Here is a 19,057-nt window from a genome sequence, read left to right on the forward strand (position 1 = left end):
GGCTACTTCTTCCGCCGCGCCGTGTACAGCACGTTGACGGCGAAACGGCCCGTGCCGGGCAGCCGCCGCAGCACCGCGTCGGCCCCGCGGGCGAGCCGCCGCTCGTGCAACGACGGGGTAAGCATCGAGAAGCCGCGCCGCGCGACCACCTCGAAGCCGTGCCGGTCCAGCAGCGCCGCCACCTGCTTGTGGGACAGCTCGGCGAACCACCGGTCACCGGCGTGCCGGCGCGCCCGCAGGTGCCGCACCGAGCCGGCGTTGCCGTGGTTCTCCACCACCAGCAGGCCGTCGCCGTGGCCCGGCAGGGCCTTGGCGGCGAACGCCAGCGCCCGGTCGCGTACCTCGTCGTCCACGTTGAGCAGCAGGCGGAACATCGTCACGATCGCGGGCGCACCGGCCGGCACCGGGTCGGGCACCGGGCCGTCCGCCGCCACCAGATGCCACTGCGCCTGCGAGCCGACCTCGGCGGCCTTGGCCATCATCTCGGCCGACGTGTCGTACCCGTGGGCCTCGCGGACCAGGCCGTGCAACGTACGGATGGCCCGCCCGGTGCCGCACGCGAAGTCGTGGTGCACCGGCCGGTTCGGGCCGAACTCGCGGACGACCATCGTCCGCAGGTACGCCCCCTGCCGGTCGCTGATCCGCGACGCGTAGCTGCCCGGCGCGTACGTGACGTGCTCGTATTTCTCGACCGCGTCGGTGTCCTGGAACACCTCGCTGTAGTTCGTACTCAACTGTCCTCCTTCAAGATGGGCTTGCCGCGGGTGAACGCGTCGAGGGCGAGGCGGCGGCGCAGCAGCCAGGCACCCGCGGCGAACGCGGGCACGGCCAGCCCCAGCGCCAGCAGCAGCCCGGCCGGTCCGGTGCCGGTCATGGCGGTCACCAGCCGGGGCAGTACGCCGAAACAGGCCACGGACAGTGCCGCCGCGATGCACGTCCCGGCCCCGAACGGGTGCAGCCGGGCGACCCTGCTCACCTGGATCAGCGGCAGCAGGTTGTTGGCCAGGATCGCGCAGCCCAGCCCGACGGCGGCGCCGAGTGCGCCGTACCGGGGGATGAGCAGCACGTCGAGGCCGATCGTGACGCCCAGCGCGATCAGGACGTTGACGAGGTTCCACGAGGTGCGCCCGGCCATCGCCAGCACCATGTCGACCATGCCGCACCCGGTGGCGACCAGCGTCGCGCAGGCCAGCACGACGACGACCGGCGCGCCGGAGCGGTAGCCGTCGCCGAACAACGCCAGGTACACCGGCGCGAACAGGATCACCAGCAGGCTGATCGGCCAGGTGATCAGCACCAGCCAGCCGGTGGCGGTGCGGTACAGGTGGTTGGCGGTGCCCGTGTCGCCGGTGGCCAGCGCCTCGGCGAGCCGCGGCTGCACCGACTGGGAGATGCCCTGGTTGGCGAACTGGATGAGCACCACGAAACGGCCTGCGACCGCGTACACCGCGGCGGCGGCCAGCCCTCCCAGCGCGGCGACCAGCAGCACGTCCACCCGCTGCAGGGCGAGCTGGGCGACGCTGGCCAGCGCCCGGGGCCCGGTGAAGACCCAGAAGTCGCGGCGCAGCGCCCGTCGCTCCGTACGCGGGACCGGCGCGGCGTCCGCCGGTCTCCCGGCGCGGTAGATCCGCCGCAGCCCCAGCCCGGCCAGCACCACCACCGGCAGGTACGGCGCCGCCCAGGCCGCCGCGAACACCGGCAGCGCGGTGGCGGTCCACAGTGCCGCCACCCCGGCCGCACCGACCAGCACCAGTTGCAGCCCGCTGCGCAGCACCCGGTCCAGCAGCACCGTGGGGCGCATGGCCCGGTAGCCGCGGGTCGCGGTGAGCAGCGCGTCCGTGAGCGCCTGCAGTGGCAGGAACACCGCCAGCACCCGCAGCCCGGTGGTGTGCTGGGCCAGCACCTGCGGCGTGTCCGATGCGGTGGCCCGAGCGATCGCGGGCGCCGCCAGCCACATGCCCACCGCCATCGCCGCCGACAGCACGGCCACCGGCACCAGACCGGTACGCAGGCACGTGCCCAGCAGGTGCGCCCGGCCCCCGGCGCGCAGCCGGGCCGGCCAGTACACCAGCCCGGTCTGCGTGCCCAGCTTGGCCAGGCCCCCGGCCAGCACGAACGCGGCCGTCGCGGCGAAGAACGCGCCGGCCTGTTCGGCGCCCAGCGTCCGCGCCACGATCCAGGTGACGCCGACCCCGGTGCCCCCGGCGATCGCGGAACCGATGATTCCGGCGACCCCGCCGCGCGCCACCCCGCGCGTCCCGTGGCCCACGGCGGGCCGCTCCGGTGGGGGAGCCCCGTGCCGTTCCGCCGTGCCGACCCCGGGATATGTCCGGGCGCGGGTCATCGGCGGCGCCACACCGGGGTACGGCCCAGCCAGGTGATCAGCGCCTCGTCGTGCGGGGCGAAGTGCGCCGTCAGGTCCCGGCGGATGACCGGGTCCATGTCGGCCTCGCGCGGGCGCGCGTTGTGCTTCTCGAACGGCGGTTCCGCCATCCCCAGCGGCAGGCCGAGGAAGTTCTGCACCTCGTCGTACACCTGCTCCGGCTCGGTGAAGAAGCGTTCGCTCTCCACCACGTGGATCCGCTCGCGGTGCAGATGCCGGACCATCATGCCCAGGTAGCGGGCGTACTCGCCGCGCGCCCGGTACGCGTGGTGCTGGTGGGCGAAGCTGTAGTACCGCGGATCCTCGGCGAGGCGTTCCTCCTGCCGATGCAGCCGGGCCGGTTCCAGCGCGAGCGCCGCCCCGAAGTCGCGCTCCTGCTCGAAGCCGCGGCCCACCTCGTGGGCGTGCTGCGAGTACGCCCGTTCCACCGGGTCCCGGACCAGCACGATGATCTTCACCCCGGGCAGGTCCGCGGCGATCCGCGCCGCCGCCTGCGGGTGGTACATGTAGTACGGGCTGGACTCGAACGTCTGCGCGGGCACCCCGTGGGCGGCGCGGACCCGCTCGTCGTGGCGGTGGTGCGGGAAGTGTCCCCGGTACCACGCCATCCCGCGGTCGTAGCCGGTGTCGAAGTAGTGCACCCCCTTGTGCAGCACCGCCTTGAGCACCACCGGGTGCGCGGCCAGCGCCCGGTACAGCGAGGTGGTGCCGCAGCGCTGCCCGCCGCAGATCAGGAACGACGGCGTCATCCGGGTGTTCGCGGTGAGCCGCCCGTACGAGCGGGAGCCGAGGTGCACCACCCGTTTCACGGGCGACGGGACCTTGCGTACGTCCATGTTCAGAGCTCCTCCACCCGGCGGATCAGCACCGGGAGCAGCCAGGTCCCGAGCACGCCCAGCCGGGCGCCGGCCTCCGCCTGGCGGTCGGTCAGGTAGCGGGCGGCCAGGTCGACGAGGTACAGCAGCGCGGTCAGCTCCCGTACCTCGGTGGCCACCCCGAACGGGGCCAGCAGCTCACCGGCGTGGCGCACCGTGGCCTCGACCGCGGCGGCCGCGTCTCCGTCGGCCTGGATGCGCCGCTGCAGGTCGTAGTGCACCGCGTCGAAGCCGACCGGCACGCCGGTGGTGAACCGCTCCCAGTCCCACACCAGCAGCGCGTCGGCCAGGTTCGCCATGTTCCACGGGGCCCAGTCGCCGTGCCAGGCGCCGAAGCGCAGCATCGCGCCGCCGGCCCGGCCGGCCAGCAGCTCGGCGGCAGCGGCCAGGGCCCGGCCCTCGGCCCGGTCCGCAACGGCCGCGAGCCGTCCCCGCACCTCACCCCAGTACGCGCTGCCGCCCAGCGTGGCGGTCACGTACCCGCAGCACCCGGCGACGTCGAGCATCGCCGCGGCCAGCCGCCGCGGGTCCAGCGGCGCCCGCGGCAGCCACACCGGCAGCGCGGACTGCACGAGCACCTGCATGCCGCGCCACTGCCCGGCGTGCAGCACCCGCGGCGCGGTCAGCTTGGACAAGCCCGCGGCGCCGAGCGCGACCAGCGCGTTCGTCTCCTCCGTGACCAGGCGCCGGGTCAGCGGGCCGGTGCCGAGCTTGCCGAAGCCGAACGTCTCCCCGGCCGGGCTGATCAACTGCAGCACGGGTTTGCGGTTGGCGCGGGCGGGCCCGATGTGGATGCTCACGGACAGCTCCCGGCCCAGCGCGGCCCTCAGGTGGCCGTCGACGCTCTCCTCGACCGGGCCGGTCACCCGGATCCGGTCGCGGAGCAGCACCCCGGACATGCCGGTTCTCAGTGCGGCGACCACCGCGTCGCGCTTGAGCCGGGCGGAGCGCGACTGGGGCTCGGCGTACCGGCGGACCGCGGCGGCGGCGACCTTGCGCGACGTCGGGACGAGCAGCCGCGGACGGCGCGCGTCCGGGACGACGACGTACTCGGCGACCGTGTCGCCGGAGGCTCGCCCGCGGTGGGTGGTGCACGGTGGTGGGTAGAGCAGGCTCAGCACCTCGGTCAGGTACTGGGCGCGCAGCGCCGCGTCCCCGGCGGTCAGCTCCGCCGGCGCTGTCTTTACTGGACTCATTGTCGCCCCTCTGTCTCGTTGCGCCACAGCAGCGCGTAAGCCAGGAACATGAAGGCCAGAGGGGTGACGAGGGAGTTGTACCAGAACATGGCGGAGAACGAGGTGACGATCGCGGCGCTGCCGACGATGCCGATCGCGGTGCGGTCGCGCCGGAAACGCCACAGCCCGTACGCGAAGAAGCCGAGGTAGCCGAGCGTGCCGGCGACACCGTGCGAGTACAGCACCTGCCAGAGCTGGCCGTTGCCGCCGACGGTGAAGTTGCCGCAGCGTCCGCACTCGGCGTTCTCGCCGACCGTGATGGAGTTGCGCCCGCCGAGCGTGTTGCGGGTGCCGCCGAACCCGATCACCGGGGACTCGGTGACCCCGTCGAGAGCCTTCTCGACCAGGTACGAGCGCACGCCGTTGGACTTGCCGTTGTCCAGCCGGGCCTGGACGACGTCGCCGAGCGGGGTGGCCACGAGCGCGATGACGAGCCCGGCGGTGGCGACCGCCACGGCGCCGAGGATCCACAGCCGGCCGGCCAGCACGTAGCGCAGCGCCACGTACGCGACGAGCACCGCGAGCCCGATCCACAGTCCCCGGTTGAGCGAGAAGACCGCGGGCAGCAGGGACAACGCGAGCACGACCACGCCGAACACCCGGACCCGCAGACTGCGTGCGGGCCGGGCGAAGACGGCCACCACGAACCAGCCGACGAGCAGGCAGAAGTTGTTGCCCCAGGTGTTGGTGTAGCCCCACGGCGCAGCGGGGCGGGGCCGGTCGCCGCCGACCAGGTTCATGATCTGCGCGGCGTACGGGTGGACCAGCGACTGCACGAAGCCGTTCGACCGGACGTCCTCGGGCAGCAGCCACTCGACCGGCGACGTGAACTCGAACCGTCCGGCCGCCATGCCCAGCAGCCCGCCCGCGACCGTGACGACGAACATGGCGCCGAGTAGTCGTACCAGCCGGCGGCGGGGCAGCTCCGCGTCGGTGAGGTTGCCCGCGTACAGCAGCAGGACGGTCAGTGCGACGTACATGCCGAGCTTGAACAGGGCCGCGACGAGCCGGCTGCTGCCGTGGTCGGCGACCGTGCCGGGCGGGTCGGCGCCCAGCGCGGCGAGGCTGATCACCACCGCGGCCAGGAACAGCGCCCACCAGATCGCGCCGGGCGGCAGGCGCAGCCGCCGCCCGGCCGCGCGGCGGCGCACCAGAAGCACCACCATGGGCACCGCGAGGATCGGGAAGATCAGCACGCCCAGGCCGAGCGCCCACCACAACGGGTACGCCGCGAGCAGCGCGGTGACCGGCCAGGCGGGCAGATCGACGGGCCGGGTGGCGGTGGATCCTCGGGAAGGTCCGGCACTACGGCCGATGACCAGCGTCACCGGTCGTCGCTCGGCGCGCCGTCAGCCCGGTCGGTGTCCGGGGCGGCAGTGGCGCCGACTCCCGGCTTCAGGTCGATGATCGCGGTGGCCTCGTGGTCCGTTCCGGTCCGCGGCCGGATCTGCGAGCCGGTGTCCGTTCCGGGTGCGCGGTCCCGGCCCGCCTGCGGGCCGGCCGTGCCGGTGGCCGCGGCGGCACCGGGCTTGCCGGTGGCCGCGGCCGATGCCGGCTTGCCGGTGGGCAGGCGGAGCTGCTGGGTCTTCTCCGTGTCCAGCACGACGGTCTCGTCCGGTCGCGGCTGGCCGCGCTCGGCGCCGGGCGTCGGCGAGGGCGGGGTGAGCGTCACCACGGGCATGTTGGCCTCGTCGGACCGCAGCGCGGCCAGCCGCGGCATGACCACCGCGCCCAGCAGTGGGGTGCCGACGCGGTGCAACTGCTCGGCCGCGTCCAGCAGGGCCGCCCGGCGGGCCCGGCGCAGCTCGACCGCGAGGATCGCGGCGTCGGCGAGACTGGCCAGGCTCTGCGCGTCCGCGCTGCTGTTGGTCGACGGTGCCTCGATGACGACGTACGCGGCCTGCCGCCGCAGCGTCTCCAGCGTGTCGCGCAGCCGCTGGGACTGCATGAGCCCGGCCGCGGTGGCCGCCCCGCCCGTGGTGATGACGCGCAGCGACGGGATGCGCGGGGTGCGCTGCATGGCCCGGGCCAGCGGGATCCGCCCGGCGAGCAGGTCGGACAAGCCCGGGATGGCGGAGACGCCGAGCATCCGGGCCAGCGGGGCCGCGTCCACGACGCTGTCCGGCAGGTGCGCCCCGACCAGCACGACGTCGCTGCCGGTACGGGCGAGCGCGGCGGCCAGGTTCGCCGCGACCAGGGTGGACGCCGAGCCGCGGCTGGCCCCGGTCACCACGATGACCTGGTCGCCGGGGCGCAGGCTGGCCAGCACCTCGTTGCGCAGCCGGTTGAAGACCCGCCCGCCCGGCCCGTACGGCTGCAGCACGTCGTCGAAGTGGGGCGTGGTGCGCTCGTCCAGCGCGGCGAGGACCGGGATGCGGGCCCGGTCGCGGACGTCGGTGGCGTTGCGCAGGCGCCCGTCGACGCGTTCCCGCAGGAACGCCAGGGCCAGGCCGAGCAGCAGCCCGATCATCGCGCCCGTGGCCATGGTGAGCGGCCCGTTCGGGCTGGACGGCTGGTCGGGCAGCCGGGCGTCGCTGATGATGCTGCCCGCGCCGACCGTCGTGGTGGTGAGCTCGTTGAGCCTTGCGCTGAGGTTGTTGAGCTGGCTCTGCGAGTTGCCGCGCAGGCTCTCCAGGTTGCTGCGCTGCGAGCTGCCCGGCTGGGAGGCGGCCAGCTTCGAGTTGAGCATCGACAGGCTGTCCGTGAGCTGCTTGATCTTCGCGGCCAGCGACTTGATCTGCTCGTCCAGGCTGGCGCGCGCGGTGTCCTGCCGGTTACGCAGGTACGCCGCGGCGAACGCGTGCGAGCCCGCCTGGGCCAGTTTCGGGGTGTCCGCCGAGTACCGGATCACCAGCACGGTGGTGTTGGCGGGCACCTCGACCGAGACGTCCTTGGCCAGCTCGACCGGCGACACCGTCGTACGCATGAGCTGCCCGGCCTGGGTCGCCACCGCGCCCGAGCCGACGAGCTGGGCCTCGGTGTCGAGGTTGATGATCCCCTTCGTCCGGCCACCCTGGGCGTTGGTGTCCTGGTCCACCGGCTGGACGAGCACCGAGGTGGCGGATTCGTACACCTTGGGCAGCACGGCGGTGACCCCGGCGCCCGCTCCGATTCCGAGGCCGGTCGCGGCGAGCACGACCCACCAGTGCCGGCGGAACACGCCCAGGTAGTGCGATAGGTCGGCGGACGCTGGACGAGTCGCTTCCATCGGTTCGGCGGCCCTTTCGCGGGTGAGTGAGAGCTGACGGCATTCGGGTGGTTATCCCCTGAGGGGTAAACGGCCGGTACGCCGGTACGTAACTGCTCACTCGCGCCGGAACGCGATCTATCCCAATTTGGGCTCTACCCAGCCGTTCTCCACGAGGTGGGCCATGACCAGCTCGACCGCCTCCGGCACGGTCATCGCACTGGTGTCCAGCGTCAGCTCGGCGTCGGCCGGTTCCTCGTACGGGTCGTCGATGCCGGTCATGCCGCGGAGTTGCCCGGCTCGCGCGCGGGCGTACAGGCCCTTGCGGTCGCGCTGTTCGCACACCTCCAGCGGCGTGGCGACGTGCACCAGCACGAACCCCGCCCCGGCGTCGGCGGCCATCCGGCGGGCCGCGGTGCGCGCCGCCGTGTACGGCGCGATCGGGCAGGCCACGGCCATGCCGCGGTGCCGGGCGATCTCGGCGGCGACCCAGCCGATGCGGCGCACGTTGGCGTCCCGGTCGGCGCGGCTGAAGCCGAGCCCGGCGGACAGCTCGCGGCGCACCACGTCGCCGTCGAGCAGGGTGATGGTGCGTTCGCCGCGCTCGCGCAGGTGGTCGGCGAGGCCGCGGGCGACGGTCGACTTGCCGGAGCCGGAGAAGCCGGTGAAGAACACCACGAGGCCGCGGTGGCGTCGCGGTGGCCGCACCCGGACGAGCTCCTTGGCGACCGCGGGCGGGGTGTGCCATTCGGGCAGCGGGAAGCCGCGGTCGAGCAGGTCGGCGATCTCGGCCGGGGGCAGCGCGAGGCGCCGGTTGCGCGGGGGGATGTCCTCGCGCCAGCGCCACTGGCCGTCCCGGTTGTCGTAGGCCAGGTCGCGGGGGACCAGCACGCGCAGGCCCGCGCCGGAGAGCAGGTCCCCGGTGGACAGCACGTGGGTCACGCCGTACGCGGCGGCCACCCGGGCCCGCAGCAGCGCGTCGCGCATCTCGTCGCCGCGCGGCAGCAGTGGCACCGCGACGATCGTGGCGGGTGGCATCCGGTCGCGGGCGGCGAACACGGCCCGGACCAGCGCCTCGGGCGGCAGGCCGTCCGGCCCGGGGCCGCTGACCGGGATCATGATCAACAGATGGGCGGCCAGGGTGCGCGCCGCGTGCGCGATCTGGGCGAGCTGCGGCCGGTGCAGCGGCCGGTCTGCGATCACGCCGAGGACCCGGCCGGGTGGCAGCAGCGTACGGACCTCCTCGGGGGTGCGGCGCAGCCGCTGGAACGGCCCGTGCCCGCCGTCGCCGAGCCGCTGCACGGACCCGCCGACGCCCCACAGCCCGTCGGCGCTGGGCCAGGCGTCCGTGACGTCGAGCGCCGCGACCGGTGCCCCCTCGGGGTCGGTGAGCACGACCGTGCGCCCGCCGGCGTCGGCGAGGTCGAGGACCTGGGCCATCTCGGCGGGGATCTCCAGCGTCACCGGGACCGGCCACGGGGTGCCGTCGGCGAGGCGCCCGCGCCGGGTCAGCGCGGTCAGGTCGGCCCGGCCGAGAAACCCGGTGAGCGGCGTGTACGCCCCGGACAGCAGCAGCTCGAGGTCCGCCAGCTCGTGCGGGCGCGGCGTGTACGACGGCGCGTCACGCAGGACGTCCTCGGGCAGCGTGGAACCGTTCACCGTTCATCCCCCTGGTGCCGACTAAGGGGACAGTTTCGCAGCCGCGACGACGGTGGTCGAGCGGGGCTCGGCTGTCAACAAATCGGACGGTATTCGACAAAACGGACTCAAGGTCCGATACTCGGCGATCGTGATACCCCGTCGCCGTCCCCGGTTCCTGCCCGCCGTCGGTCTGACCACCGCGTTCGTGCTGTCGGTCACCACCACCCTCGCGTGGGCGTGGACCGGTGGGGTCCAGCAGCTCGGCCTGCCGTTCGAGGCGCTCGGCGACCCGACCGTGGCGGGATCCGTCCCCGGGTGGTCGCCCGCGGCCGGACCGGTGCAGCCCGCGCCGGGAACGCCCGCGGCGCCGGCCACCACCACTACCACCGCTCAGGCCCGTGGGGCGGGCGGCGCCGCACCGGCCGCCCCGGCCACCAACTCCACCCACGCCACGCCGGGCAACGCCGCGTCCGCCGCCGGCGGCGGGGTGACGCCGCGCGCCGCCGCGGCCGGGAACTGCCACACCGGCGCCAAGCTCGTACCGACCTGCGGGGTGCTGTGGGGGGTGGCGCCCGGCGCGTTCACGGACGTGCCCGGTGCCACCGCGCTCGCCACGTTCGAGCGCAAGACCGGGCGGCACCAGGACATCTACCACGCGTATCACCAGGGGATCAAACAGCTGTTCCCGACCCCGGCGGAGATCGCCATCGCCCGGCAGCCGGGCCGCGAACGCCTGCTGCTGATCAACTGGAAGAAGCCGTACACCACCTCGTGGGCGAAGATCGCCAAGGGGGACCCGGCGACGGACGCGTTCCTGGACCGGCTCGCCGTACACATCAATTCGACGTTCCGGGAGCCGTTCTTCTTCACCGTCCACCACGAGGGAGAGGACAACGTCCGGCCGAGGGCGGGCTCCGGCTACACCGCCAAGGACTACGCCGCGATGTACCGGCACGTGGTGCTGCGGCTGCGGGCGCACGGGGTGACCAACCTCGTCACCGTGCTCGTCCACATGGCGTACGTGCCGCACACCACCTGGTTCGACGACATGTACCCCGGCGACGACGTGGTCGACTGGATCGGCATGGACTCGTACTCGTATGCCGATCCCGGCTACGGTCACGGCGACTTCACCGAGATGCTGAACCGCCAGTCGTCGGCGCGCCCCACCTGGCCCGGCTTCTACGCGTGGGCCGCCCGCAAGCACCCGACCAAGCCGCTCATGGTCGCCGAGTGGGGTGTGTGGGCGTCGCGGCGCAACCCCACGTACCAGGCCGCGTTCTACCGCGCGGTGGGTGCGCAGATCAGCCGCTTCCCCCGGATCCGCGCGATGGTGTACTTCGAGACCCCGCACAACCAGGACAAGCGGGACTCCCGGGTCGACTCCACCCCGGCGTCGCTGGCCGCGTACCGATGGCTCGGCAGCCTGCCGACCTTCCAGGTCGCGGTCCGCAACTGACCCCCGCCTTACGGGGTTTCACCTGATCCACAGCGGGCCGCGAGTCCCTACGCTGTGCCGGTGAGCCTCATCGCAACCCAAGGGTTGACCAAGACGTACGGTCCGGTGACCGCGCTCGCCGACCTGACCGTGGCGGTCGAACCCGGCGTCATCGGTCTGGTCGGCGCGAACGGCGCCGGCAAGTCCACCTTCATCAAGATCATGCTCGGCCTGCTCGCCCCGACGAGCGGCAGCGTGCAGGTGCTCGGGCTGGACCCGACACGCGACACCGACAAGGTCCGCGCCCGGGTCGGCTACATGCCCGAGCACGACGCCCTGCCCCCGGACGTGTCCGCCGCCGAGTTCGTCACCCATCTGGGGCGGATCAGCGGCCTGCCGGGCAACGCCGCCCGCGAACGCGCCTCCGAGGCGCTGCGTCACGTCGGGCTCTACGAGGAGCGGTACCGGCAGATCGGTGGCTACTCCACCGGCATGAAGCAGCGGGTCAAGCTGGCCCAGGCGCTGGTGCACGACCCCGACCTGCTGCTGCTCGACGAGCCGACCAACGGCCTGGACCCGGCCGGGCGCGACGCGATGCTCAGCCTGGTGCACCGCATCGGCACCGAGTTCGGCATCTCCGTGGTCGTCTGCTCGCACCTGCTCGGCGAGGTCGAACGCATCTGCGACTCGCTGATCGCCATCGAGGGTGGCCGGCTGCTGCGCGCCGACACCATCAGCGCGATGACCACGGCCAGCGACGTGCTCGCGGTCGAGGTCAGCGACGGTACGGACGAGCTCGCCGCGGCCCTGGCCGCCCGGGGCCTGCCGGTGCAGCGCGACGGCCGGCTGCTGCTCGTGCCACTCGACACCGAGGACACCTACGACCGCATCCTGAGCTGCGTGGCCGAGCTGGACCTGCCGCTGCACCGGCTCGACCAGCGCCGCCACCGCGTCGCCGAACTCTTCGCCGCCAAGGAGACCGCCGATGTCTGAGGCCAGCGTCATCCACGACATCGGCTACCAGCGCTACACCGGGCCCCGCCACGGGCGCGGTCACGTGCTGGCCGCGATCTACGCGCACGGCCTGCGCGCCGCGTTCGGCTTCGGCCGTACCGCCAAGGCGAAGATCTTCCCCTGGATGGTCGCCGGCATCGCACTCATCGTCGCGATCATCCTCGCCGCGGTCCGGTCCCAGACCGGCATCGTCGTGCTCAGCTATGCCGAGTTCGCCGACCGGATCAGCTGGCTGATCATCTTCTTCGTCGCGATCGTGGCGCCCGAACTGGTCTCCCGGGACCTGCGCGCCGGGGTGCTGCCGCTGTACTTCAGCCGGCCGCTGCGCGCGGCCGACTACATCGGGGCGAAGTTCGCCGCGATGGTCTCCGCGGTGTGGCTGCTGCTCGGCGTACCCCAATTCATCATGTTCCTGGGCGCGGCGTTCACCACGAAGGACGGATTCCGCGGGGTGTGGGACGAGCTGGGCGACCTGCTCGGCGGGTGGACCCACAGCGCGCTGTGGGCGCTGGTGTTCGCGTCCATCGCGCTGCTGATCGCGTCGCTCACCGGCAAGCGGGCGTTCGCGGCGGGCGGCATCGTCGCGGTGTTCCTGATGACCGCCCCGATCGTCGGGGTGCTGTCCATCCTGCCGTCGAGCACCGCCCGGGAGCTCGCCGGGCTGGCCAGCCCCATGACCCTGGTCACCGGCGTGGGCACCTGGCTGATCCCGTCCACCCGTACCGGCCTCGACATCGGCCGCTTCGGCCCGGTGTACGCCATCGCGGCGGTCACCCTGATCGCCGCGTGCCTCCTGCTGCTGCTGGCCCGCTACCGGAAGGTGGCCTCCCTGTGAGCACCATCGAGCTGCAAAACGTCTCCCGCTGGTACGGCAACGTCGTCGCGGTCAACGACATCACCCTGACGCTCGGCGCCGGCGTCACCGGCCTGCTCGGCCCCAACGGCGCGGGCAAGACCACGGTGCTGCACATGATGGCCGGCTTCCTCGCCCCGTCCAAGGGCACGCTGCTGCTGGACGGGGAACCGACCTGGCGGCACCCGCAGGTGTACCGCAAACTCGGCCTGGTCAACGAGCGCGAGGCCGTGCACGGCTTCCTCACCGCGTGGGACTTCGTGCTGGCCAGCGCGAAGATGCACAAACTGGCCGACCCGCGCGCCGCGGCCACCCGGGCGCTCGCGCTGGTCGAGATGACCGACGCGCAGGACCGGCGCATCGAGACGTACTCCAAGGGCATGCGCCAGCGCACCCGGGTCGCCGCCGCACTGGTGCACGAGCCGCAGGTGCTGCTGCTGGACGAGCCGTTCAACGGCATGGACCCGCGGCAGCGGATGCACATGATGGAGCTGCTGCACACGCTCGGCGACCGCGGCCACACCATCCTGTTCAGTTCGCACATCCTGGAGGAGGTCGAGCAGGTCTCCGGCACGGTCCAGGTCATCGTGGCGGGGCGGCTCGCCGCGTCCGGCGACTACCGCCGGATCCGGCGGCTGATGACGAACCGGCCGCACCTGTTCGCGGTGCAGTCCTCCGACGACCGCCGCCTCGCGGTCGCGCTGATCGGCGAGAAGTCGGTCAGCGGCGTCGAGATCGACGCCAACGGCCTGAGCGTACGGGCCTCCGACTACGGCAGTTTCACCCGCGCCCTGCCGCGCATCGCCCTGGCCGAGGGCATCCGGCTGCGCCGGCTGCTGCCGTCCGACGAATCCCTGGAGAGCGTCTTCTCCTACCTGCTGGAGGCGTGATGTCGACCGTTGCCTGGATCACCGCCCGGGGCCTGTTCGGCCGCCGCCGGGCCCTGCTCCTGCTGCCGCTGCCGCTGCTGCTGGTCGGCCTCGCGCTGCTGTGCCGGGCGTACGACGTGAACCCCGACCACTGGGGCACCCCCGTCCTGGTCGGGCTCGGCCTGGCCGTGGTGCTGCCGGTGATCGCGCTCATCGTCGGTACGGGCGTGCTCGGCTCCGAAGTCGAGGACGGCACGATCGTGCACATCCTCACCAAGCCGCTGCCCCGCAGCGAGATCGTGCTGGCCAAGTTCGGGGTGGCCGCGGTGGTCACCGCGGTGACCGCGTGCGTGCCGCTGTTCATCGCCGGCAGTCTCACCGGATCGGCCCGGCTGGGGCTGGGGCTCGCCGCCGGGGCCGCGGTGGGTGCGGTCGCGTACACGGCACTTTTCCTGCTGATCAGCCTGGTGACGCGGCGTCCGGTGCTGCTCGGCCTGGTCTACATTCTGGTGTGGGAAGGGCTGCTCGGGCGCTTCGTCAGCGGCACCCGGAACTTCTCCATCGGCCAGTACGTGATCACGGTCGCCGACCGGATCGCGCCGACCGACATGTTGGACGCGAAGGTCGGCCTGCCGATGACGATCATCATGAGCGCGGTCGTGGTGGTCGGCGGGACGCTCGCCGCCATCGACCGGCTGCGCAGCTTCAGCATGGCCGGCGAGACGAGCTGACGTCATCGCGGACGAGGCGTCCGGGAGGTTGATCGAGACCACCTTGTCCCGGGTGCCACAGGATCCACGCCTGCGCGAACAGCGCTGGTCCACCGGAAAGCTCCGGTGGACCAGCAACGGGTTCAGCCCGTGTTGCGCATCCCGGCGGCGATGCCGTTGACCGTGGTCAGCAGCGCCCGCTCCAGCGCGGTCGAATCGCTCGGACCGCGCCGGCCGCCCGGCGCGGTCGGCACCTGACGCTGGGCGTCGTTCAGATCCCGGTACTGGCGCAGCAACGCCACCTGCAGGTGGTGCAGCGGCTCCAGGTAGGTGTCGCGGACCCCGAGCGTGCGGGCGAGCTGCGGCTGGCCCGAGAGCAGCCCGTCACCGCCGGTGACCGCCAGGATCTCCTCGACCGTACGCGCGTACTCCTGCTCGATCGTGGCGAAGATCGGGTGCAGTTTCTCCGGCACCAGGGTCTCCACGTACCGGCGGGCGATCGACAGGTCCGTCTTGGCCAGCATCATCTCCACGTTGGAGACGAACGTCCGGAAGAACTGCCAGCCCTCGTACATCTCCTTGAGCACGTCACCGTGACCCGCCGCACGCACCGCGGCCAGCCCGGTGCCGACGCCGAACCAGCCCGGCACGATCTGCCGGGTCTGGGTCCAGCCGAACACCCACGGGATCGCGCGCAGCCCGCCCAGACCCGCGTCGGCGTTGGGACGCTTCGCGGGCCGCGAGCCGATGTTGAGCGCGCCCAGCAGCTCGGTCGGGGTGGCCGCCCAGAAGTACGCGGCCAGATCGGGATCCTCCACCAGCGACCGGTACGCCCGGAACGCCGCCGCGGACGCGGTGTCCATCGTGGCGTCGAAGCGCTCCAGCCGGGCCGCGTCCACCGACGACGTGGTGTGCAGCAGCGTCGCCTGCAGGACCGCCGCGACCGTGAGTTCCAGGTTCTCCCGGGCCAGCGCGGGCAGCGTGTACTTGTCCGAGATGACCTCGCCCTGCTCGGTCACCTTGATCGCGCCGTCCAGCGTGCCGTACGGCTGGGCCAGGATCGCCTCGTGGGTGGGTCCGCCGCCGCGCCCGACCGTGCCGCCGCGGCCGTGGAACAGCCGCAGCCGCACCCCGTGCCGGGCGGCCACGTCGCGCAGCGCCCGCTGTGCCTTGTGGATCGACCACTGGCTGGTGGTGATGCCCGCCTCCTTGTTGGAGTCGGAGTAGCCGAGCATGACCTCCTGCAGGTCGCCGCGCGCCCGCACGATCTCCCGGTACGCGGGCAGCGACAGCATCTGGTCCAGCAGCTCACCACCGGCGTCCAGCTCCGCCGGGGTCTCCAGCAGCGGCACGATGCCGACCCGGGCCCGCCCGGTGTTCAGGTCGACCAGGCCCGCCTCGCGGGCCAGCACCGCCGCGGCCAGCACGTCGTCCACCCCGAGCGTCATCGAGATGATGTACGACTCGACGACCTCCGGCCCGAACCGGTCCTGCGCCTCGCGGATCGTGTGGAACACGTCGAAGGTCTTGCGCGCCGAGTCGGTGAGCGGGGTGTCGGCGCTGGCCAGGGGCCGCCGCCCGGTCAGCTCGTCGGCGAGCAGCTTGGTCCGCGCACCCCGGTCCAGCGCGTCGTACTCGTCCACCTCGCCGACCCGCGCGTACATCTGCGCCAGCACCTCGTGGTGCTTCTCCGCGTGCTCGCGCACGTCCAGCGTGGCCAGTTGCAGCCCGAACGCCGACACCGTACGGATCGCGGACGCGACCGTGCCGACCGCGGTGAGCTGCCCGGAGTTGCGGGCCAACGACGCCCGGATCAGCTCCAGGTCGGCGATCAGCTCGTGGCTGCCCAGGTAGTCGCGGCCCGGCACGTGCGCGGTGCCCTGCTGCAACCGGCGGCGGGTGTTGCCCAGCTTCGCCCGCACGCACCGCACCTTGAGCCGGTACGGCTCCTCCGCGTTGGTACGCCGGAACCGCGGCGCCACCTCGGGCAGGGCGTCCAGGTCCTTGGCGAGGCTGGCGGACAGGTCGAGGGAGACCCCGCGCAGCCGCCGCGACACCGAGAGCTGGTCGATGAGCGCGTCCATTGCCGCCTCGGTGGCCTGGATGCCGTGCTCGTGCTGGATCATCAGCACGTCCCGGGTGACCGCCGGGGTGACGAACGGGTTGCCGTCACGGTCGCCGCCGATCCACGAGCCGAACGTCAGCGGCCGGGACGTCGGCGCGGTCTCCACCCCGAGCTGACGCAGCGTGTCCGCGAGGTCGTCGAGGACCTGCGGGGCGGCCTCGGCGTACAGGTCCTTGAGGTAGTAGACCGCGTTGCGTGCCTCGTCGGTCGGGTCGGGCCGGTCCAGGCGCAGCTCGTCGGTCTGCCACAGCAGGTCGATCAGTTCCGCGAAGCGGCGGGTGGAGGCGGTGGTGTCCGTGGCGTCGTACAGCACCGCGGCGGCGGCCTCGGCGTCCAGCGCGTCCGCGACCTGGCGCAGCTTGGACAGGATCGAGCGGCGGGCGGCCTCGGTGGGGTGGGCGGTGAACACCGGCCGGACCGCGAGGCGGCGGGCCGCGGCCGCGATCTCGTCGGCGGGCACCCCCCGCTCGGCGATCCGCTTGGCGGCCTGGTCCAGCCAGCCGCCGCTGCGGGCCCGGCGGCGCCGCAGGTCGCGGGCGCGGTGCACCTGCTCGGTGATGTTCGCCAGGTGGAAGTAGGTGGAGAAGGCGCGGGCCAGCTTGGTGCCCGTGATGACGTCGAGGGCGGCCAACCGGTCCGCGGCGGCCTGGGCGTCGGAGCGGACCAGGGCGCGGACCTCCTCGACGAGATCCAGCAGCGGGGGGCCCTCCTGACGGGCCAGGGTCTGCCCGAGCAGGGTGCCGATGCGGCGGATGTCCGCGCGTAGGGCCGCCTCGGGGGAGTCGGGGTCGAGGTGGCCGTTGGGGTCGCTCACCGGGACGCTCCTTTGCAAGATGTGCGGCGGACGGCGCTGTCCCGACTTCCCGCCGATCGTATCGGCGCGGCGACCTGGCTGCGTGTTTTGAGGTGAGTCTCATACGTCCTAACGCTGAGTTCACCACGCACCGGGTTGCATGGCCTCACACATCGATCGACGTGGTTCGGTCGAGCTACTCGTGGAGGACACTTTCGATGAGCAGCAGGATCAGCCGGCGCGGGCGGACGCGGCTGCTGGTGGCCGGCGCGGTGACCACCGCCGTGGCCGCCGCCGCGGCGGGCGTGGGAGTGGCGAGCGCCGCCACCGATCCGCCGGCCCTCGCGTTCATGGCGGCCACCCCGAACGTGACCGCGGAGCGTCACATCTTCGGTGACGGTTCGTGGTTCAACGTCGATCTGGGTGTCAACCTGATCGCGGGAAAGAACCCGTTCGAGATCCGGGCCGGCCGCAAGTCGTACGCGGACCCGATCGTGGCGCAGCAGTTCGTCACGGAGAAGGGCAGGACGACGGCGGTGAACCTGCCCAAGGGCATGGTCACGGACTTCATGGGCCTGAAGAACTTCACCACGATCACCGTGAAGGACTCGTCCGGCAAGCAGATCAAGTCGTTCCAGCAGGACTTCTGCCCGAACGGGTGGGAGACGCACCGCACCCGGCCGGACGCCCCCGCGGAGAGCCCGTACCCGCGGGAGTGCAACGGTTCCAACCCGTTCACGCTGGGCGCGGTGTGGGGCATCCAGGCCGGGTGGAACGCGCCCGTGGCCACCGCGTCGCGGTTCGGTGAGGCGCCGTCGCAGCTCGACCTGCCGGTCGGCGACTACCAGGTGACCGTGGAGCTGAACAAGGCGTACCGGGACTTCTTCAAGATCTCGGCCAAGACCACGTCCGTGCAGCTCAACATGAAGGTCGTCGAGATCAAGGAGTCCGGCGGCGGCGACGGCACGGAGCCGGTCCCGGGTGCCAGCAGCGCACCGGCGCGCGTCGACGCGAAGGCCGCCAAGGCCCAGGCCGCCCGCGCGGCCGCGGCGGCACCGGGCGACGAGCACAGCGTGCACGGCGGTGAAGGCGTCGAGAGCAAGCAGATCGCCGGCTACCTGCCCGCGTTCCGGCCGCCGGCGAAGGCCCCGCAGGCCCTGGCCAGCACCGCCCAGGCGCCCAAGGGCCCGCGCCCGGACCTGCGGTCGCTGCCCGCCTGGGGGATCTCCCTGGAGGAGGGCACGGACGGCGTCAAGGACGGCAAGTGGTACGTCAACTTCGGTGCCACGGTGTGGAACGCCGGTCCCTCGACCCTGCTGGTCGACGGCTTCCGCCGTACCGGCACCGAGCTGATGGACGCGTACCAGTACTTCTTCGACGCCAACGGCAAGCAGGTCGGTTCGGCCAAGGCCGGGACCATGGAGTGGGACAACCGGGAGGGCCACAAGCACTGGCACTTCACCGACTTCGCCCAGTACAACCTGCTGAAGGCGGACAAGAAGCTCGCCGTGCGCAGCGGCAAGGAGGCGTTCTGCCTGGCCAACACGGACGCGGTCGACTACACCGTGCCCAACGCCAAGTGGCGCCCCGAGAACACCGACCTGTCCACGGCGTGCGGCGGCAACACCGCGGTCGCGGTGCGTGAGGTGCTCGACGCGGGCAACGGCGACACGTACAGCCAGGCCCGGCCGGGCCAGTCGTTCGAGGTGACCGACCTGCCGAACGGCACGTACTACATCGAGGTGAAGGCGAACCCGGCGAACAAGCTCGCCGAGGTCAGCACCAGCAACAACACCTCGCTGCGGAAGATCGTCCTCGGCGGCACCCCGAAGGCGCGCACGCTGACGGTCCCGCCGGTGTTCGGCATCGACGGCTGACCCGGCCCTCGCGGCGACCGGCGCCCGGGCGAGTCAGGGGTTTCGCACCCCGGACCC

14 protein-coding genes are annotated in these 19,057 nt (G+C 72.7%); 6 read left to right on the forward strand and 8 right to left on the reverse strand.

The genetic code is table 11. The features are described from left to right. Window positions 1-2: 2 nt before the first annotated feature. The 7 genes from ACMCNK_RS27390 to cysC form a co-directional block, all read right to left on the reverse strand. Window positions 3-734, reverse strand: coding sequence for a methyltransferase domain-containing protein (locus ACMCNK_RS27390; protein WP_412739217.1), 732 nt, complete (start codon window positions 732-734; stop codon window positions 3-5). After that, entirely contained in the window at window positions 731-2,344 is a 1,614-nt protein-coding gene (locus ACMCNK_RS27395; RefSeq protein WP_412739218.1) for a lipopolysaccharide biosynthesis protein, read from the reverse strand. The genes ACMCNK_RS27390 and ACMCNK_RS27395 overlap by 4 nt, the downstream gene beginning before the upstream one ends. Next, window positions 2,341-3,219 (reverse strand): sulfotransferase domain-containing protein, encoded by an 879-nt coding sequence (locus ACMCNK_RS27400; protein ID WP_412739219.1) that lies wholly within the window; start codon window positions 3,217-3,219, stop codon window positions 2,341-2,343. Before ACMCNK_RS27400 ends, ACMCNK_RS27395 begins: the two co-directional genes overlap by 4 nt. A 2-nt stretch (window positions 3,220-3,221) precedes the next feature. Next, window positions 3,222-4,454 (reverse strand): hypothetical protein, encoded by a 1,233-nt coding sequence (locus ACMCNK_RS27405; protein ID WP_412739220.1) that lies wholly within the window; start codon window positions 4,452-4,454, stop codon window positions 3,222-3,224. Continuing rightward, on the reverse strand, window positions 4,451-5,821 hold the full coding sequence (locus ACMCNK_RS27410; RefSeq protein ID WP_412739221.1) for an O-antigen ligase family protein: 1,371 nt from the start codon (window positions 5,819-5,821) through the stop codon (window positions 4,451-4,453). The genes ACMCNK_RS27405 and ACMCNK_RS27410 overlap by 4 nt, the downstream gene beginning before the upstream one ends. After that, the gene (locus tag ACMCNK_RS27415; RefSeq protein WP_412739222.1) at window positions 5,818-7,701 is read right to left on the reverse strand and encodes a Wzz/FepE/Etk N-terminal domain-containing protein; all 1,884 of its coding nucleotides are present in this window, start codon (window positions 7,699-7,701) and stop codon (window positions 5,818-5,820) included. The genes ACMCNK_RS27410 and ACMCNK_RS27415 overlap by 4 nt, the downstream gene beginning before the upstream one ends. Before the next feature lie 117 nt (window positions 7,702-7,818). After that, window positions 7,819-9,339 (reverse strand): adenylyl-sulfate kinase, encoded by a 1,521-nt coding sequence (cysC, locus tag ACMCNK_RS27420; protein ID WP_412739223.1) that lies wholly within the window; start codon window positions 9,337-9,339, stop codon window positions 7,819-7,821. Window positions 9,340-9,469: 130 nt separating this feature from the next. Between cysC and ACMCNK_RS27425 the strand changes: the two genes are divergently transcribed. From ACMCNK_RS27425 to ACMCNK_RS27445, 5 genes are read left to right on the forward strand one after another with little or no spacing between them, the layout of a single operon-like run. Further along, window positions 9,470-10,780, forward strand: a complete 1,311-nt coding sequence (locus tag ACMCNK_RS27425) for a glycoside hydrolase family 26 protein (protein ID WP_412739224.1) — start codon at window positions 9,470-9,472, stop codon at window positions 10,778-10,780. A gap of 60 nt (window positions 10,781-10,840) precedes the next feature. Further along, complete coding sequence (locus ACMCNK_RS27430; protein ID WP_412739225.1) at window positions 10,841-11,752, forward strand: ABC transporter ATP-binding protein; 912 nt, start codon at window positions 10,841-10,843, stop codon at window positions 11,750-11,752. Next, on the forward strand, window positions 11,745-12,608 hold the full coding sequence (locus ACMCNK_RS27435; protein ID WP_412739226.1) for an ABC transporter permease: 864 nt from the start codon (window positions 11,745-11,747) through the stop codon (window positions 12,606-12,608). Before ACMCNK_RS27430 ends, ACMCNK_RS27435 begins: the two co-directional genes overlap by 8 nt. After that, window positions 12,605-13,516, forward strand: coding sequence for an ABC transporter ATP-binding protein (locus ACMCNK_RS27440; RefSeq protein WP_412739227.1), 912 nt, complete (start codon window positions 12,605-12,607; stop codon window positions 13,514-13,516). Before ACMCNK_RS27435 ends, ACMCNK_RS27440 begins: the two co-directional genes overlap by 4 nt. Continuing rightward, the gene (locus ACMCNK_RS27445; RefSeq protein ID WP_412739228.1) at window positions 13,516-14,226 is read left to right on the forward strand and encodes an ABC transporter permease subunit; all 711 of its coding nucleotides are present in this window, start codon (window positions 13,516-13,518) and stop codon (window positions 14,224-14,226) included. Before ACMCNK_RS27440 ends, ACMCNK_RS27445 begins: the two co-directional genes overlap by 1 nt. Before the next feature lie 122 nt (window positions 14,227-14,348). On the opposite strand, the gene ppc is transcribed toward ACMCNK_RS27445, so the two are convergent. Then, on the reverse strand, window positions 14,349-17,144 hold the full coding sequence (gene ppc, locus ACMCNK_RS27450) for a phosphoenolpyruvate carboxylase (protein ID WP_412739229.1): 2,796 nt from the start codon (window positions 17,142-17,144) through the stop codon (window positions 14,349-14,351). A gap of 197 nt (window positions 17,145-17,341) precedes the next feature. Between ppc and ACMCNK_RS27455 the strand changes: the two genes are divergently transcribed. Beyond that, window positions 17,342-19,000: a lysyl oxidase family protein gene (locus ACMCNK_RS27455; protein ID WP_412739230.1), complete on the forward strand. Its 1,659-nt coding sequence runs from the start codon at window positions 17,342-17,344 to the stop codon at window positions 18,998-19,000. The last annotated feature ends 57 nt before the right edge of the window (window positions 19,001-19,057 follow it).

The sequence above is a fragment of the Krasilnikovia sp. MM14-A1259 genome (assembly GCF_047159535.1).
In the GTDB taxonomy this organism is placed as follows: Bacteria; Actinomycetota; Actinomycetes; order Mycobacteriales; family Micromonosporaceae; genus Actinoplanes.

Excerpts from the sequence above, each read along its gene's own strand:
- ACMCNK_RS27395 (WP_412739218.1), bottom strand. The coding sequence starts at position 2,344 with ATGACCCGCGCCCGGACATATCCCGGGGTCGGCACGGCGGAACGGCAC.
- ACMCNK_RS27400 (WP_412739219.1), bottom strand. The coding sequence starts at position 3,219 with ATGGACGTACGCAAGGTCCCGTCGCCCGTGAAACGGGTGGTGCACCTC.
- ACMCNK_RS27405 (WP_412739220.1), bottom strand. The coding sequence starts at position 4,454 with ATGAGTCCAGTAAAGACAGCGCCGGCGGAGCTGACCGCCGGGGACGCG.
- ACMCNK_RS27415 (WP_412739222.1), bottom strand. The coding sequence starts at position 7,701 with ATGGAAGCGACTCGTCCAGCGTCCGCCGACCTATCGCACTACCTGGGC.
- ACMCNK_RS27435 (WP_412739226.1), top strand. The coding sequence starts at position 11,745 with ATGTCTGAGGCCAGCGTCATCCACGACATCGGCTACCAGCGCTACACC.
- ACMCNK_RS27445 (WP_412739228.1), top strand. The coding sequence starts at position 13,516 with ATGTCGACCGTTGCCTGGATCACCGCCCGGGGCCTGTTCGGCCGCCGC.
- ACMCNK_RS27455 (WP_412739230.1), top strand. The coding sequence starts at position 17,342 with ATGAGCAGCAGGATCAGCCGGCGCGGGCGGACGCGGCTGCTGGTGGCC.